The organism is Streptomyces sp. NPDC046379, from assembly GCF_055587785.1.
The window spans coordinates 20,958-35,267 of sequence record NZ_JBVJFP010000023.1; the positions used below are offsets into that span (position 1 = coordinate 20,958).

Below are 14,310 nucleotides of genomic sequence, written 5' to 3' on the forward strand. Positions count from 1 at the left end.
AACGCCGGAACGGAACGACGGGGGCGAGGAAACGGTGTCCGACGGCACTGCGGCCGAGGAGTTCGCCGCGCGGCTGAGGGAGTTGAAGGACCGCTCGGGGCTGAGCTACGGGGTGCTCGCCAAGCGGCTGCACATGAGTACGTCGACCCTGCACCGGTACTGCAACGGGGACGCCGTGCCGACGGACTACGCGCCCGTCGAGCGGCTCGCCCGGCTGTGCAGGGCCTCGCCGGAGGAACTCGTCGAGCTGCATCGGCGGTGGGTGCTCGCGGACGCCGGGCGGGGGAAGAAGGGGGCCGCCGCGCAGAAGGGTGCCGAACAGAGGGGTGCGGAGCAGAGGGGTGCCGAGCAGAGAGGTGCTGAGGGGGGCGAGGGCGCGGGTGCCGCTCAGGCCGTGACGGAGGCGGAGGGGGACGAGGGGGAAGCGGAGGGGGAGACCGAGGGGGAACCCGAGAGGGCGGCCGCGGCCGAGGCCGAAGGGGTGGCCGAGGCGGCCGCCCCCCGCCGTCACCGCACCGCCCTCGTCGCCGCCGTCACCGTCGCCGCCCTCCTCGGCGCCGTCGCCCTCGCCATCGGCCTGCCCTCCGGAGGCGACGGCGACGACCGCGCCGGGGACACCGCCCGGCGAGGACCCGTGGCCGCCGCCTCCTCCGGGAGCCCGACGCCCTCGCCCTCCCCCACCCCGACCAGGAGCGCCAAGTCCACCGCCCCCACCGCTCCGACCGCCCCCGCCCCGTCCCCCACCCCCGGCGCCGGTGACGCCCCCGCCCCGCCCGGCGGCGGCGTATCCGAGGCCGTCCCCCTCACCGTCACCGCCAACGCCCACGCCTGGGAGAGCCCCTGCTCCCAGCACTACCTGATCGACGAGCCCCCCACCGCCGTCGACCCGCCGCCCACCGAGCAGGACGCCCCGACCTGGGTGGCCGACGCCGGGGCCGTGCCGTCGGGGGAGCAGTACGTGACGCTGACCGTGCAGGGAACCGGCGACGAGACCGTGGTCCTCAACAGCCTGGACGTGCGGGTCGTCGGCCGGGGCGCCCCGCTGCCCTGGACCGACTACGCCATGGGCGTCGGCTGCGGCGGCGACGTGCCCATCCGGCCGTTCACCGTCGCCCTGGACGCCGCCCGGCCCGTCGTCGTGGCGGGGGAGGGGCAGCGGGATCTGCCGTTCAAGGTGAGCGAGTCGGAGCCGGAGGTCTTCCACATCACCGCCGACGCGTCGGCCTACGACGTGCGGTGGGTCCTGGAGCTGGGGTGGACCAGCGGAAAGCGGCACGGGACGGTGGTCGTGGACGACGAGGGCAGGCCCTTCCGCACGAGCGGCAACAACGGCCGGCCGTCGTACTCCTTCCCCCTCGGCGGCGACCGGTGGATCAAGGAAGGGGAGCTGAACTAGCCGAGCCGGCAACGGAGTCGGCCGGCCACGGAGTCCGGATCCCGGAAACCTGCTTGTAGACGGCATCCAATTCCCTAGGGTGCCGTCCATGACCATCACGGATCCCGCAGTCACCGCGCCCACGTCAGCAGCCGCCCCCGTCCCGGCCCTCGCCGCGCGCACGCTCGCCGTCGGCGGGTCGCCCGTGCGGGACATCCTGGCCGTCACCGCCCGCCCCGAGGTGATCAACTTCGCGGGCGGGCTGCCCGCGCCCGAGCTGTTCGACGCCGAGGGCATCGCGGACGCCTACCGCGCCGTCCTCGCCGAGCAGCCCGCCCGCGCCCTCCAGTACGCCCTCACCGAGGGCGAGCCCGCGCTCCGGACCGCCCTCGCCGCCCGGACCACCGCCCGCGGCCTCGCCACCGGCCCCGACGACCTCCTCGTCACCACCGGCTCCCAGCAGGCCCTCTCCCTGCTCGCCGCCGCCCTCGTCGAACCCGGCGACACCGTCCTGGTCGAAAGCCCCTGCTACCTGGCCGCGCTCCAGGCGTTCGGCCTCGCGGGCGCGCGGATCGTCGCCGTGCCCGGGGACGCGGACGGCGTCGACCCGCAGGCGCTCGCGGAGCTGGTCGTCAGCGAGCGGCCCAAGCTGCTCTACACCGTCCCCACCTTCCAGAACCCGACCGGCCGCACCATGCCCGCCGCCCGCCGCGCCGAGGTCGCCGCCGTCGCCGCACGGCACGGGCTGTGGATCGTCGAGGACGACCCGTACGGCGAGCTGCGCTTCGAGGGGGAGCGCGTGCCGTGGATCGCCGCGCACGTCGAGGCCGCCGACCGGGTCGTGCTGCTCGGCTCGTTCTCCAAGGTCATGGCGCCCGGCCTGCGGCTGGGCTGGCTGCGCGCGCCGGAAGGGCTGCGCCGGGCCTGCGCGGTCGCCAAGCAGGCCGCCGACCTGCACACCCCGACCGTCAACCAGCTCGCCGCCGCCCGCTACCTCGCCGACCGCGACCTCGACGCCCACGTGGCCAGGGTCGCCGGCGTCTACCGCGAGCGCCGCGACGCGATGCTCGCCGGGCTGCCCGACGCCCTGCCCGCCGGCGCGGTCTGGAACCGGCCGGAGGGCGGCATGTTCCTCTGGGTCCGGCTCCCGGAGGCGTACGACACCGCCGCGCTGCTCCCGCGGGTCGTCGCCCACGACGTGGCCTACGTCCCCGGCGCGCCCTTCTACGCCGACGCGCCGGACCGTTCCACGCTGCGGCTGTGCTTCGTCACGCAGACGCCCGCCGAGATCCGCGAAGGGCTGCGGCGGCTCGGCGCGGGTCTCGCGGCGGCGGTGCGGTGACTCCGCACCCGCGTCCGCTCCTGCCGTCCAGCCTCCCGCAGCGCTGCCTTCACTCAACATTTACGGTTCTGTAGGGTTTGCTTCGCACATGCGGCCGAGGACGGTCCGCAGCCGAGGCAGGGAGCGTCGCGCCGTGAAGCGCATTCTGATCCGGTCCGGGAAGAGTCCTTTCCGGGTCGCCACCCCGACCGAGTTCATCCAGCAGGACCTGATCGGGACCAACACCGGCAACCTGCTCTTCAGCGACTCCGCCCACAAGATGCTGTCGGCGCCGGACACCGAGGTCGTCTCCAACGGCATCCGCACCGACCCGTCCGCGCGCCGCGCCGCCGAGATCAACGAGCAGTACGACGTCTTCGTCGTCCCGCTCGCGAACGCCTTCCGCCCGTCCTTCCAGGCCTCACTGGACCGGCTCTCGACCCTCATCGAGCAGCTGACCATCCCGGTCGTCGTCTTCGGCGTCGGCGCCCAGGCGCCCGCCGACTACGACACCGCGTGGCTCAAGCCCATGGAGGAGTCGGTCAAGCGGTTCACGGCCGCCGTCCTGGAGCGGTCGGCGTCCATCGGCGTGCGCGGCGAGCTGACCCACGGCTATCTGACCGGCCTCGGCGTCCCCGCCGACCGCGTCGACATCATCGGCTGCCCGTCGATGTTCCTGTACGGCGACACCTTCCCGGCGCCGCGCACCGCCGACCTGACCGCCGACTCCCGCATCGCCCTCAACCTCTCCCCCGACGCCATCCCCGTCGGCGACATCTCCGGCCTCGCCCACCACGCCTGGCAGCGCCACCCGCACCTGACCTACTACGCGCAGAACCTGGTCGATGCCGAACTGCTGCTGTGGGGCGACATCACCCCCGAGACCGGCGTCGAGGACCCCTTCCCGCTCCAGCTCACCCACGAGCTGCTGCGCGAGAACAAGGTCCGCATGCCGCTCGACCCGGCGACCTGGATCGACGAGCTGCGCGCCTACGACTTCGCCTACGGCACCCGCATCCACGGCAACATCGCCGCCCTCCTCGCCGGCACCCCCGGCGTCGTCCTCACCCACGACTCGCGCACCCTCGAACTGTGCCGGTACTTCGACATCCCGCACCGCTCCCTGGAAGGCCTCCCCGCCGAGACCGACCCGCGCGAGCTGTACGAAGCCGCCGACTTCACCGCGATGCTCAAGGGCCACCGCGAGCGCTTCGACCGGATGACCGCCTTCCTCGACCGCAACGGCCTGAAGAACACCTACACCCACGGCGACGGCGGCGCCGCCTTCGACGCCCGCCTCGCCGCCCTCGACCTGCCCGCCTCCCTGCCGGTCTGGGACGGCTCCGACGACGGCCACATGCGCTACCGCATCGCCCGCCTGCGTGAACGCCTCGCCGTCGCCAACTCCCGCATCGACACCCGCGTCAAGGAGACCAAGGAGCTGCGCGGCCGGGTCGCCGCCGCCGAGCAGCGCGAGGCCGAGACCGCTCGCCTCCTCGCCGAGGCCCGCGCCGAACTGGCCGCCACCCGCAAGCAGCTGGCTGCCCTGGAGCGCCGCGTCGGCGGCATCGAGAAGCGCGCGATGGTCCGGCTCGGCCCCGCCCTCAAGCGCCGTATGCGCAAGCTGTCGGGCAGCTGACCCGGCCCCGCCGCCGGACGCTCAGTCCCACCAGAAGTGCCAGGCCTCCTGGCCCAGCACCCGGTGCCGCGCGTACGCCCGCAGGTCGGTGTGCGCGCCCTGCCAGACGTTGTCCGGGCAGAACGCGAAGTGCTCGGCGGCCACCGCCTCCGCCTCCTCCGGGGTCGTCGGCGGGGCCGCCACCGACACCAGCAGGTGGTCGAAGCCGAGCACCACGACCCGTATGCCGAAGCGGTCCTCCCAGGAGCGCAGCACCGCGCTCAGCCGGCCCGCGTCGCTCTCGTGGTTGACCGGGCCCGTCCACCCGATCGCCGCCGGGATGTCCGCGCTGCGCCGCGCCGGGACCAGGGCCAGCCGCGGGTCCTTCAGCGGGCCGCCGTCGCCCAGCAGCACCTCCGCGACCCGGGCCGCCACCGTGTCCGGGTCCGCCCCGCCCTCGACGGCCGCCGCCGTCCCCGGCCACTCCTCCCCGTCCGCCGCGCACTCCTCCCAGAGCCCGGCCAGCACCTCGTCCGCGTCGTGATCGCCGGGATACGACATGTCGCCGGGCGCCAGCTCCCAGTCGTCCGGCCCGTGGTGGCCGTCCCCGGCCTCGACGATCACCGGCAGCAGCCCCACCGTCCGCCGCGCCGGCTCCACCAGCGCCCAGCCGCCGGACTCCGCCCGCACGTCGGCGTACCACAGCAGCGGTTCGTCCAGCGGGCCGTCGTCCGTCTCGTCCAGCACCATGCCGGGCGGCAGGTCGAGGCCCAGCGCCTGGCCGCTCGGGTCCAGGGCCAGCTTCAGCAGGAAGTTGGGAAGCGTCGCCATGCACGTGACTGTAGGGCCACCCACTGACAACGGCCGCCCGCCGGGGTCAGTCCCCGGCCGGCTCCCGCAGCCCGGTCGCCCGGCCCTCCCCGTCCCACACGACCTCCAGCACCCGCACCACCGCCTGGCGGTCCAGCGGCCCGTAGACGTGCGGGAAGGAGACGTCGCCGGAGACTCCCGGAGGCGGCGCGGGGTCGGCCGCCTCCCACTCGACGCGTGACGTCAGCCGGTCCTCGTCCAGCACCAGCACCCTGAGCGGGCGCCCGGCGTCCCGGTAGAAGGCGTTCACCACCGCGACGGTGGTCGCCTCGTCGGGCGAGCAGTGCACGAACCCCTCCTCGGCGAGCGAGGCGGGCGCGTACGGGTCTCCTCCGGAGATGACGTGGTAGATCACGAGCGGGCGAACTCCGTGAACGCGGTCCACGCGGCCGGGGTCACCTGGAGGGTGGGGGCCGCCTCGGGGTTCGGGTCCTTGGAGTCGCGGATGTGGACGGTGTGGGGGCAGGCGGCGATTTCGATGCAGGCGTCTTCTTTGTCTCCGCTGTAGGTCGACTTCCGCCAGGGGTAGCCGACTTCCACGCATTCGCCGCCCTCGCTGGCGCTGTACGTCGACTTCCGCCACGTATAGGCGACTTCAAGGCAGGCGCCGCCCTCATCGGTGCTGTAGGTCGACTTGAACCACTGAAGGGTTTCGGTGCTCATCGGTCTCCTAGCAGGCGGTCGAGCAGGCCCACGGAATCCTGGGTGGTCAAGGCCTGCGTCCGCAGCATTGCATACTTGCGCGACAGGATGGACACCTCATCCGGGTCGGATACCCACTGGCTGCCACGGTGTCCTTCAATGTAGGCGAGGTGCTGGTGGTCGGGGGTTTCCAGCAGCACGAACGGACCGTCGAGGCCCGCGTGATAAGGGCTGGACAGTGGCAGGAACTGAATTGAGACGTCGGGGAGTTCAGCACAGTCTCGTAGATGGCGAAGCTGCTCGGTCCTAACGATCGGTCCTCCAACAGCCAGGCTGAGCACTGGCTCCCAGATGATGAAGTTGGCGGTCGGTGGGGCCTTGCGGCGCAGGATGTGCTGGCGGCCGATTCGCCCTGCTGTCTTGGTCTCGACTTCGTCCTCACTGAACGCGGGAACTCGTTCTTGCAGGACGGCGCGGGCGTACGCCTCGGTCTGCAGCAAGCCGGGCAGTACCTGGTTGGCATACAGGGAGAGGGCAATCGCCTTCCGCTCATGCTCCATGTACAACTCCGCCCACAACGGAAACTGATCCACCTCCGGCAAGTTGTCCACCCCCGCTGCCAGCACCCCCTTCGTGTCCAGCTCCCGGTCCAGCAGTTCGGCCAGATCCGGCTTGAGGGTGCGGCGGCCCTGCTCGATCGAGGCGATGGTCTCCTCGTCCACCTTCAGCCGTTCGGCGAGCGCCCGTTGGGTCAGGCCCGCCGCCCTGCGCGCGGCGCCGAGCTGGCCGCCCAGCATGCGCATGGCGGAGGCGTTCTTCTTGCGCGGTAGCTTCTTGGAGTTCATGCCGGTCCAACTCCCCATGGCCGTCGTACGCCACCCTGGGCGAAGCCGTACAGAATATCCGTACGAGGTCACTCACTGATCAACGGCAGTGACGTACCGCGACGATCGCCCCGTGAACGAGACAATCCAACTCCCGCCCCTCCGGGAGAAGTTCTTCCACCGTTCCCGCCGTTCCGTGCCCGCTGCCAGGCAGTACGCGCACGAGACGCTCGCCGGCTGGGGGATGGCCGGCACGGAGCTGGCCGAGGACGTGTTGCTGTGCGTGAGCGAGCTGGCCACGAACGCGCTGGTGCACGGCGTACCGCCCGGACGTCAGTTCCTCTTGTTCATGTGCCGGGACGGCCGCGTGCTGCGCGTGGAGGTGCACGACAGCGGGCCGGGCACGCCGCGGATCACGGGCGGGGACGGCGAACGCGAAGAGGGCGGCCGCGGCTTGCTGCTCGTGGCCGCCCTCTCCGACAAGTGGGGCGTGCGGGAGCGGGAACTCGGCAAGGCCGTGTGGTGCGAGTTCCTGCTCCCGGAGGTCAGAGACGCTCGGGGGTCCTGATGCCCAGCAGGGCCATGCCCTGGTGCAGGGTGCGGGCGGTGAGGTCGCACAGGAACAGGCGGTTGGCCACCTGCTCCGGCGTCTCGGCCTTGAGCACCGGGCACTTGTCGTAGAACGTCGTGTACAACGAGGCCAGTTGGTAGAGGTAGGCCGTCAGCTTGTGCGGGGCGTACTCCCGGGCGGCCTCGGCCACGGTCTCCGCGAAGGCGTCGGCGTGCAGGCCCAGTGCCCGTTCGGCGGCGTGCAGTTCCAGCTCCGGGCGGGCCTGGGGCCGTACGTCGCCGGCCTTGCGCAGGATCGAGCGGATACGGGCGTACGCGTACTGGAGGTAGACGGACGTGTCGCCGTTGAGCGAGACCATCTGGTCCAGGTCGAACTTGTAGTCGCGGTTGGCCGACGTCGACAGGTCCGCGTACTTCACCGCGCCGATGCCCACCTGGGCGCCCCGCTCGGCGATCTCCTCCTCGGAGAGGTCCTGCGCCTTCTCGCGGACCACGGCCGAGGCGCGGTCGACGGCCTCGTCCAGCAGGTCGACCAGCTTGACCGTCTCGCCCTCACGCGTCTTGAACGGCTTGCCGTCCTTGCCGAGGACCGTGCCGAAGGCGAGCTGGTAGGCCGTGACCTCGTCGCTCAGCCAGCCGGCCCGGCGGGCGGTCTCGAAGACCATCTTGAAGTGCAGGGACTGGCGGGCGTCGACCACGTAGACGAGGGAGTCGGCCTTGAGGTGGAGGACGCGGTCGCGGATCGCGGACAGGTCGGTCGCGGCGTAGCCGTAGCCGCCGTCCGACTTCTGCACGATCAGCGGGACCGGCTTGCCGTCGGGGCCCTTGACGTCGTCGAAGAACACGCAGAGCGCGCCCTCCGAACGGACGGCCACGCCCTTCTCCTCCAGGAAGCGGCAGGTCTCGGCGAGCATGTCGTTGTAGCCGGACTCGCCGACGATGTCCTCGTCGCGGATCTCCATGTCCAGCTTGTCGAAGACGGAGAAGAAGTAGATCTTCGACTCGTCCACGAACTTCTGCCACATGGCGAGGGTGTGCGGGTCCCCGGCCTGGAGGTCGACCACCCGGCGGCGGGCGCGCGTCTTGAACTCCTCGTCGGAGTCGAAGTGCTTGCGCGCGGCCTTGTAGAGGCGGTCGAGGTTCGACATCGCCTCCTCGCCGGTGACCTGGGCGTCCTTGTGGTCCAGCTCGTGCGGGTGCTCGTCCAGGTACTGGATGAGCATGCCGAACTGGGTGCCCCAGTCGCCGATGTGGTGGCGGCGGACGACCTGCTCGCCGGTGAACTCCAGCAGCCTGACCACCGCGTCGCCGATCACCGCGGACCGCAGGTGGCCGACGTGCATCTCCTTGGCCACGTTGGGCTGGGCGTAGTCGACCACGGTGGTGCCGGGGCGGTCGGCGAGCGGGACGCCGAGGCGGTCGTCCGCGTAGCGGGCGGCGAGGTTCTCGGTGATCGCGCGGTCGGCGAGCGTGATGTTGAGGAAGCCGGGGCCGGAGACCTCGACGTCCTTGATCGGACCGCCGGACGCGATGCGCGCAACGACCTCGGCGGCCAGCTCGCGCGGGTTCGCCTTCGTCTTCTTGGCGAGCGCCAGGATGCCGTTGGCCTGGAAGTCGGCCCGGTCGCTTCGTCGCAGCAGCGGGTCGACGCCGTCGGCCTCCGGCAGCGCGGAGGCGAGGGCGTCGGCGAGGTGCCGCTGGACGGAGTCGCTGAGGGACGTGACCGAGGCCATAGGAATGGGTGCCGTTCTCCTCGTGGGGATGGATAGACACGGCCAGTATCCCATGGGGGGTAAAGCCGTTTTCCGGGGCGCGTTCCGGTCTGTGAGAATGGGATGTCACCCCGTTCAGAAAGAAGGACGTGCCGATCGTGGCTCAGAGCACCGAGACCACCGACTGGGTCTCCCGTTTCGCGGATGAGGTCATCGAGGAGTCGGAGCGTCGGGCCCCGGGCAAACCGGTCGTCGTCGCGTCCGGACTCTCCCCGTCCGGCCCCATCCACCTGGGCAACCTGCGCGAGGTCATGACCCCGCACCTGGTCGCCGACGAGATCCGCCGCCGCGGTCACCAGGTGCGGCACCTGATCTCCTGGGACGACTACGACCGCTACCGCAAGGTGCCGGCCGGCATCGCGGGCGTGGACGAGTCGTGGGCCGAGCACATCGGCAAGCCGCTGACCTCGGTGCCCGCGCCGAAGGGGTCGTCGCACCCGAACTGGGCCGAGCACTTCAAGGCGGCGATGATCGAGTCGCTGGCCGAGCTGGGCGTGGAGTTCGACGGCATCAGCCAGACGGCGCAGTACACCTCGGGCGTGTACCGGGACCAGATCCTGCACGCCATGCGGCACCGCGGCGACATCGACGCGATCCTCGACCAGTACCGCACCAAGAAGTCCCCGGCCGCCGCGAAGAAGCAGCAGCAGAAGCCGGTGGACGAGGCCGAGCTGGAGGCCGCCGAGGGCTCCGGCGCGGCGGCCGAGGACGACGGCAGCTCCGGCTCCGCCGGGTACTTCCCGTACAAGCCGTACTGCGGCAACTGCGAGAAGGACCTGACGACGGTCACCTTCTACGACGACGACAGCACGGAGCTGACGTACGCCTGCACCGCCTGCGGCTTCTCCGAGACCGTCCGGCTGAACGAGTTCAACCGCGGCAAGCTGGTCTGGAAGGTCGACTGGCCGATGCGGTGGGCGTACGAGGGCGTGATCTTCGAGCCCAGCGGCGTCGACCACTCCTCGCCGGGGTCGTCGTTCCAGGTCGGCGGGCAGATCGTCGGGATCTTCGGCGGCAAGCAGCCGATCGGGCCGATGTACGCGTTCGTGGGCATCAGCGGCATGGCCAAGATGTCGTCGTCGCGGGGCGGCGTGCCCACCCCGGCCGACGCGCTGAAGATCATGGAGCCGCAGCTGCTGCGCTGGCTCTACGCCCGCCGCAAGCCCAACCAGTCGTTCAAGATCGCCTTCGACCAGGAGATCCAGCGGCTGTACGACGAGTGGGACAAGCTCGACGCCAAGGTCGCCGACGGCTCGGCCCTCCCGGCCGACGTCGCCGCCCACTCCCGCGCGGTGCGCACCGCCGCCGGGGAGCTGCCGCGGACGCCGAGGCCGCTGCCGTACCGCACGCTCGCCTCCGTCGCCGACATCACCGCCGGGCACGAGGACCAGGCGCTGCGCATCCTCAGCGAACTCGACCCCGACCAGCCGCTCGGCTCGCTGGACGAGGCCAGGCCCCGGTTCGACAAGGCCGAGGCGTGGATCAACACGCACGTGCCGGCCGACCAGCGCACCATCGTGCGCGAGGAGCCCGACCACGAGCTGCTGAAGTCCCTCGACGACCAGGCGCGGGGCTCCCTGCGGCTGCTGCTCGACGGCCTCGCCGACCACTGGTCGCTGGACGGCCTGACCCACCTCGTCTACGGCGTGCCCAAGGTGCAGGCCGGCTTCTCGGCGGACGCGACGCCGAAGGAACTGCCGCCGGAGATCAAGACGGCCCAGCGTTCCTTCTTCGCCCTGCTCTACCACCTGCTCGTCGGCCGCGACACCGGCCCGCGTCTGCCCACGCTGCTGCTCGCGGTGGGGCAGGAGAGGGTGCGGGCGCTGCTCGGGGAGTAGGCGGTCCGGCCGCACGTCGTCACGACGGAAGGGGGCGCCCGGTGTGCACCGGGCGCCCCCTTCCGTTCGCGCTCACGCGATGTGGTCCTCCTCCAGCTCCGCCGAGTGGCGCTTCTGGAAGCGGTCGGTGAGGGTCTTCAGCTCGCCCGGGCTCAGGGTGACGCCGTACGTCGCCTGGATGTTGTCGCCCAGGACGCGGGGCGTGGGGTAACTGCCGTCTATCGACTGGCGGAAGACCTGGTAGAAGGCGTCCTCGTCCGGCTCCGCCGCCGGGGCGCCGCCGCCCCCGCCCAGCTCGCGGGTGCGGCCGGGACTCACCGGGATCGGGAAGCTGCCGGTGTCCTCCGGGGACGGCTCGCGGAGCGGGGGCTCCTCGTACTGCTGCCGGGCGTACTCCTCGGCCTGCTGCTGCTCCTCGTACCACTGCGCGTACGCCGCCTCCGGGTCGTACGTCGGGTCGTAGTCGCCGTGGTACTCCACCGACTGCGGGTCGCGGGCCTGGAGCCACGGGTTGAACTCGGGGTCCGGCTCCGGCTCCTGCTGTGCCTGCGGCTGAGGCTGCGGCGGCGGGGCCGGGGCCTGGGGGGCCGGCGCGGCGTACGGCTCCTGGGTCAGCTCGCGGCGCTGCTCCACCGGGGCCACGGCCGCCTGCTTCGGGGGCGGCGGGATCAGGGCCGGCTCGATGCCCGCCGCCGCGAGGCCCGCCGGGGCCGTGTCCGCCAGGGGGACGCCGTACCTCGCCAGCCGCAGCGGCATCAGGGACTCCACCGGGGCCTTGCGGCGCCAGGAACGGCCGTAACGCGAGCGCAGGCGCGCCTGGTAGACGAGACGTTCCTGCTCCAGCTTGATCACCTGGTCGTAGGAGCGCAGCTCCCACAGCTTCATGCGCCGCCACAGCAGGAACGTCGGCACCGGCGAGAGCAGCCAGCGGGTGAGGCGGACGCCCTCCATGTGCTTGTCGGCCGTGATGTCCGCGATCCGGCCGATCGCGTGCCGGGCCGCCTCCACGGCGACCACGAACAGGACGGGGATCACGGCGTGCATGCCCACGCCGAGCGGGTCCGGCCAGGCCGCCGCGCCGTTGAACGCGATCGTCGCAGCCGTCAGCAGCCACGCCGTCTGGCGCAGCAGCGGGAACGGGATGCGGATCCACGTCAGCAGCAGGTCGAGGGCGAGCAGCACGCAGATGCCCGCGTCGATGCCGATCGGGAAGACGTAGGAGAAGTCCCCGAAGCCCTTCTTCAGGGCGAGTTCGCGTACGGCGGCGTACGACCCGGCGAAACCGATGCCCGCGATGATCACGGCACCGAAGACCACCACGCCGATGAGAACGCGGTGCATCCGTGTCAGCTGTGGCGCGGCCACCCGTACTCCCCTCCCGCTGTCCGTTCCGCTGTCTGTCGCTGTCGCGCGTGGTGCGCGGCCAACAGAGTGGCACATGTGTGCGGAGGGCGGGTGGCCGGTCCCTTCCAGGTCGGCCGTTCCGTGACCCTCGGGGCCGCCGGTCAGCTCCTGCGCTTGTTCGACGACGACGAGGAAGACGAGGAATCCGACGACGACTTCGACGAGGACGATCCTGAAGCGGCCGACTTCGAGGGGGACTTGGGGGACGACTTGGCGGACGGACCCTTGTCGGCCTCGTTCGCGTCCTCCACCTCGTCCACCGCCTCCTTCGCCGCCTTCTTCGCCAGCTTCATCAGATCGCCGGCGTCCGGCGTCCTGTCGCCCGCCAGGCCCGCGCCGTTGTAGTCGACGATGACGACGACGTTCTCGGCACGCGCGACGACCGACTGCTGCTTGAACGTGCCTTCCTTCTTCTTCAGGTCGTAGCGGACCGCCGTCGCCACGTCGCCCGTACCCGTCAGCGGCTCCGTCTCGACGCTCTTCGCGCCCTCGACCGCCTGGGCGTCCGCGACCTGCTCGGTGTAGAAGTCCTGAGCCAGCTCGTCGCCCGCCCCGCGCGCCACGTCCGACTCGAAACGGAACAGGGAGACGTTCAGCCAGCGGAACTGCGAGCCCTTGACGCCGTTGTTGTCCAGGCTGTCCCAGGAGCAGTTGGCCCGGCTGGCGATGTCGTCGGAATCGCCCTCCTTGCCCGACTTCGCCTCCGGCACCAGCTCGTCCAGCGTCTTCTCCGACAGCACGTCGCACGCCTCGGGCAGCGTGGCGTACGCCGCCGCCCGGACGGTCGGCGACGGGCTCGCGGACACGCTCGGCGACGCCTGCCCGGCGTCGTCGGAGGAGTCGGAATCGGAGCCGGAGGAGCAGCCCGCGGCGATCAGCATCGCGGGGACGGCGGCGGCCGCACAGGCGAGGAGACGGGCGCGACGCCCCGATCGCCCGGCACGCTGCTGCTGGTCACGCTCTTCGGCTCGCTGTATCCGTCGCTGCATGGTTCCTTCACTCATGACGCTCGTCGTTCCTGAGAGGTCGGCAAGGTCCGGTGCGCCGGTGGCTGCGGCGGCCGGTACGGGTCCGAGGGGTCACGGTACGCGGTGGGGGAGGCGCGCGGACGCGGTTCGCGGGGTGTGCGCCGCCGCCCGAAGTCGCCTCAGTCGGACAGCGAGTCGTCCAGCCGGGCGGCCAGTTTCCGCGCCCTGTCCTGCATTTCCTCGCTGTCCGGCTCCACGCCGACGGTCGCCGGCTGCTCCTCGTACTCGACGGTCACGATGACGTTGGACGTGCGGAACGCCACAGTGACCGTGCGCTGCCTCGCCGTCGAGCCCGAGCTGCCCAGCACGTCGTTCAGGAAGGCCTCGTCGCCCAGGTCGTCGAGGGTGCGGGGCTGGAGGGCGGTGGGGGAGGGGGAGGCGGTGCCGGAGGGGGACCCTTCGCCCGAGGGGGAGTCCTCGTCGGACGGCGCGGAGGCGGGGGCGGCGTCGTCCTCGGGGCTCGCCTCGCCGTCCGACGCCTGTGCGGGGGACGCCGTGTCCGAGGCGGGGGCGGAGGCGGACGGCTCCGGGAGGTTCGCCGCCTGCCGCTTCGCGGCGAAGACTCCCTCCGCCTCGGTCTCGTCGCTGACCGCTGCGTCGTAGGAGACGACGCGCTCGAAGTCGACGCGCAGGTGGTTCGTCGCGGAGGCGGACTCGACCTTCCAGCGGCAGCCGACCTTGCGGTCGTTGTCGAAGGTGGGGGTCGGCTCGCCCGCGTAGGCCCGCTCGCGCTGCTCGCCGTCCGGGATGCCCAGGATGCCCGGAAGCAGGGTTTCGAGGGTGTCCTCGCCGACCGCGGCGCACGCCTCGGGGAGGGTGCGGTAGCGGCCCGGCTCGGCGGGGGCGGAGGCGTTGGCGCCGGACTCGGGGTTCGCGCCGTCCTCGGTCGCTCCGTCGTCCGAGGCGCCCGTGCAGCCGGCGAGCAGGGCCGCGAGGAGTGCCGCGACGCCGGATACGTACGCCGTCCGCTGCACGGTCGGGCTCCTCTCGCTGGTTAATCGGTTGCCGGGCGGGGGTGGCCGCCGCAGACAATGTGTATCGCACGCGC

Annotated in this window: 13 protein-coding genes; 5 read left to right on the forward strand and 8 right to left on the reverse strand. The window is 71.9% G+C overall.

Annotation, left to right across the window (positions count from 1 at the left end; genetic code table 11):
• Positions 1-34 precede the first annotated feature (34 nt).
• From ACZ6KF_RS30175 to ACZ6KF_RS30185, 3 genes are all read left to right on the forward strand, one after another.
• The gene (locus ACZ6KF_RS30175; protein ID WP_469241279.1) at positions 35-1,396 is read left to right on the forward strand and encodes a helix-turn-helix domain-containing protein; all 1,362 of its coding nucleotides are present in this window, start codon (positions 35-37) and stop codon (positions 1,394-1,396) included.
• An 88-nt stretch (positions 1,397-1,484) separates the two neighbouring features.
• Positions 1,485-2,717 carry an aminotransferase-like domain-containing protein gene (locus ACZ6KF_RS30180; RefSeq protein ID WP_469241281.1) on the forward strand — a complete coding sequence of 411 codons (1,233 nt, stop codon included), beginning with the start codon at positions 1,485-1,487 and terminating at the stop codon, positions 2,715-2,717.
• 133 nt (positions 2,718-2,850) lie between these two features.
• A complete protein-coding gene (locus tag ACZ6KF_RS30185) occupies positions 2,851-4,335 on the forward strand; it encodes a polysaccharide pyruvyl transferase family protein (RefSeq protein WP_469160765.1) in 1,485 nt (494 codons plus the stop codon).
• A 21-nt stretch (positions 4,336-4,356) separates the two neighbouring features.
• Here the strand turns inward: ACZ6KF_RS30185 and ACZ6KF_RS30190 are convergent, their stop codons facing one another.
• The 4 genes from ACZ6KF_RS30190 to ACZ6KF_RS30205 are packed head-to-tail and all read right to left on the reverse strand — an operon-like array spanning position 4,357 to position 6,671.
• Entirely contained in the window at positions 4,357-5,145 is a 789-nt protein-coding gene (locus ACZ6KF_RS30190; protein WP_469241283.1) for a DUF4253 domain-containing protein, read from the reverse strand.
• A 46-nt stretch (positions 5,146-5,191) separates the two neighbouring features.
• Positions 5,192-5,539 carry a DUF952 domain-containing protein gene (locus tag ACZ6KF_RS30195; RefSeq protein WP_356636792.1) on the reverse strand — a complete coding sequence of 116 codons (348 nt, stop codon included), beginning with the start codon at positions 5,537-5,539 and terminating at the stop codon, positions 5,192-5,194.
• Positions 5,536-5,847, reverse strand: coding sequence for a DUF397 domain-containing protein (locus ACZ6KF_RS30200; protein ID WP_356636794.1), 312 nt, complete (start codon positions 5,845-5,847; stop codon positions 5,536-5,538). Before ACZ6KF_RS30200 ends, ACZ6KF_RS30195 begins: the two co-directional genes overlap by 4 nt.
• Positions 5,844-6,671, reverse strand: a complete 828-nt coding sequence (locus ACZ6KF_RS30205) for a helix-turn-helix domain-containing protein (protein ID WP_469241285.1) — start codon at positions 6,669-6,671, stop codon at positions 5,844-5,846. The genes ACZ6KF_RS30200 and ACZ6KF_RS30205 overlap by 4 nt, the downstream gene beginning before the upstream one ends.
• Before the next feature lie 112 nt (positions 6,672-6,783).
• Here ACZ6KF_RS30205 and ACZ6KF_RS30210 point away from each other — a divergent pair, with 112 nt between their 5' ends.
• Positions 6,784-7,218, forward strand: coding sequence for an ATP-binding protein (locus ACZ6KF_RS30210; protein WP_469241287.1), 435 nt, complete (start codon positions 6,784-6,786; stop codon positions 7,216-7,218).
• Here ACZ6KF_RS30210 and argS read toward each other — a convergent pair.
• Positions 7,196-8,953, reverse strand: a complete 1,758-nt coding sequence (gene argS / locus ACZ6KF_RS30215; protein ID WP_469178328.1) for an arginine--tRNA ligase — start codon at positions 8,951-8,953, stop codon at positions 7,196-7,198. The two genes, ACZ6KF_RS30210 and argS, sit on opposite strands and share 23 nt — an antisense overlap.
• Before the next feature lie 128 nt (positions 8,954-9,081).
• Between argS and lysS the strand changes: the two genes are divergently transcribed.
• Positions 9,082-10,830: a lysine--tRNA ligase gene (lysS, locus tag ACZ6KF_RS30220; RefSeq protein WP_356636802.1), complete on the forward strand. Its 1,749-nt coding sequence runs from the start codon at positions 9,082-9,084 to the stop codon at positions 10,828-10,830.
• Between the two features lie 72 nt (positions 10,831-10,902).
• Here lysS and ACZ6KF_RS30225 read toward each other — a convergent pair whose 3' ends face one another.
• The 3 genes from ACZ6KF_RS30225 to ACZ6KF_RS30235 all read right to left on the reverse strand — a co-directional run bounded on the left by ACZ6KF_RS30225 (position 10,903) and on the right by ACZ6KF_RS30235 (position 14,236).
• Positions 10,903-12,171, reverse strand: coding sequence for a DUF2637 domain-containing protein (locus ACZ6KF_RS30225; protein WP_469178330.1), 1,269 nt, complete (start codon positions 12,169-12,171; stop codon positions 10,903-10,905).
• Between the two features lie 164 nt (positions 12,172-12,335).
• Positions 12,336-13,238, reverse strand: a complete 903-nt coding sequence (locus tag ACZ6KF_RS30230; protein ID WP_469178332.1) for a DUF3558 family protein — start codon at positions 13,236-13,238, stop codon at positions 12,336-12,338.
• A gap of 143 nt (positions 13,239-13,381) precedes the next feature.
• Positions 13,382-14,236, reverse strand: a complete 855-nt coding sequence (locus ACZ6KF_RS30235) for a DUF3558 domain-containing protein (protein ID WP_356632491.1) — start codon at positions 14,234-14,236, stop codon at positions 13,382-13,384.
• Positions 14,237-14,310 lie beyond the last annotated feature (74 nt).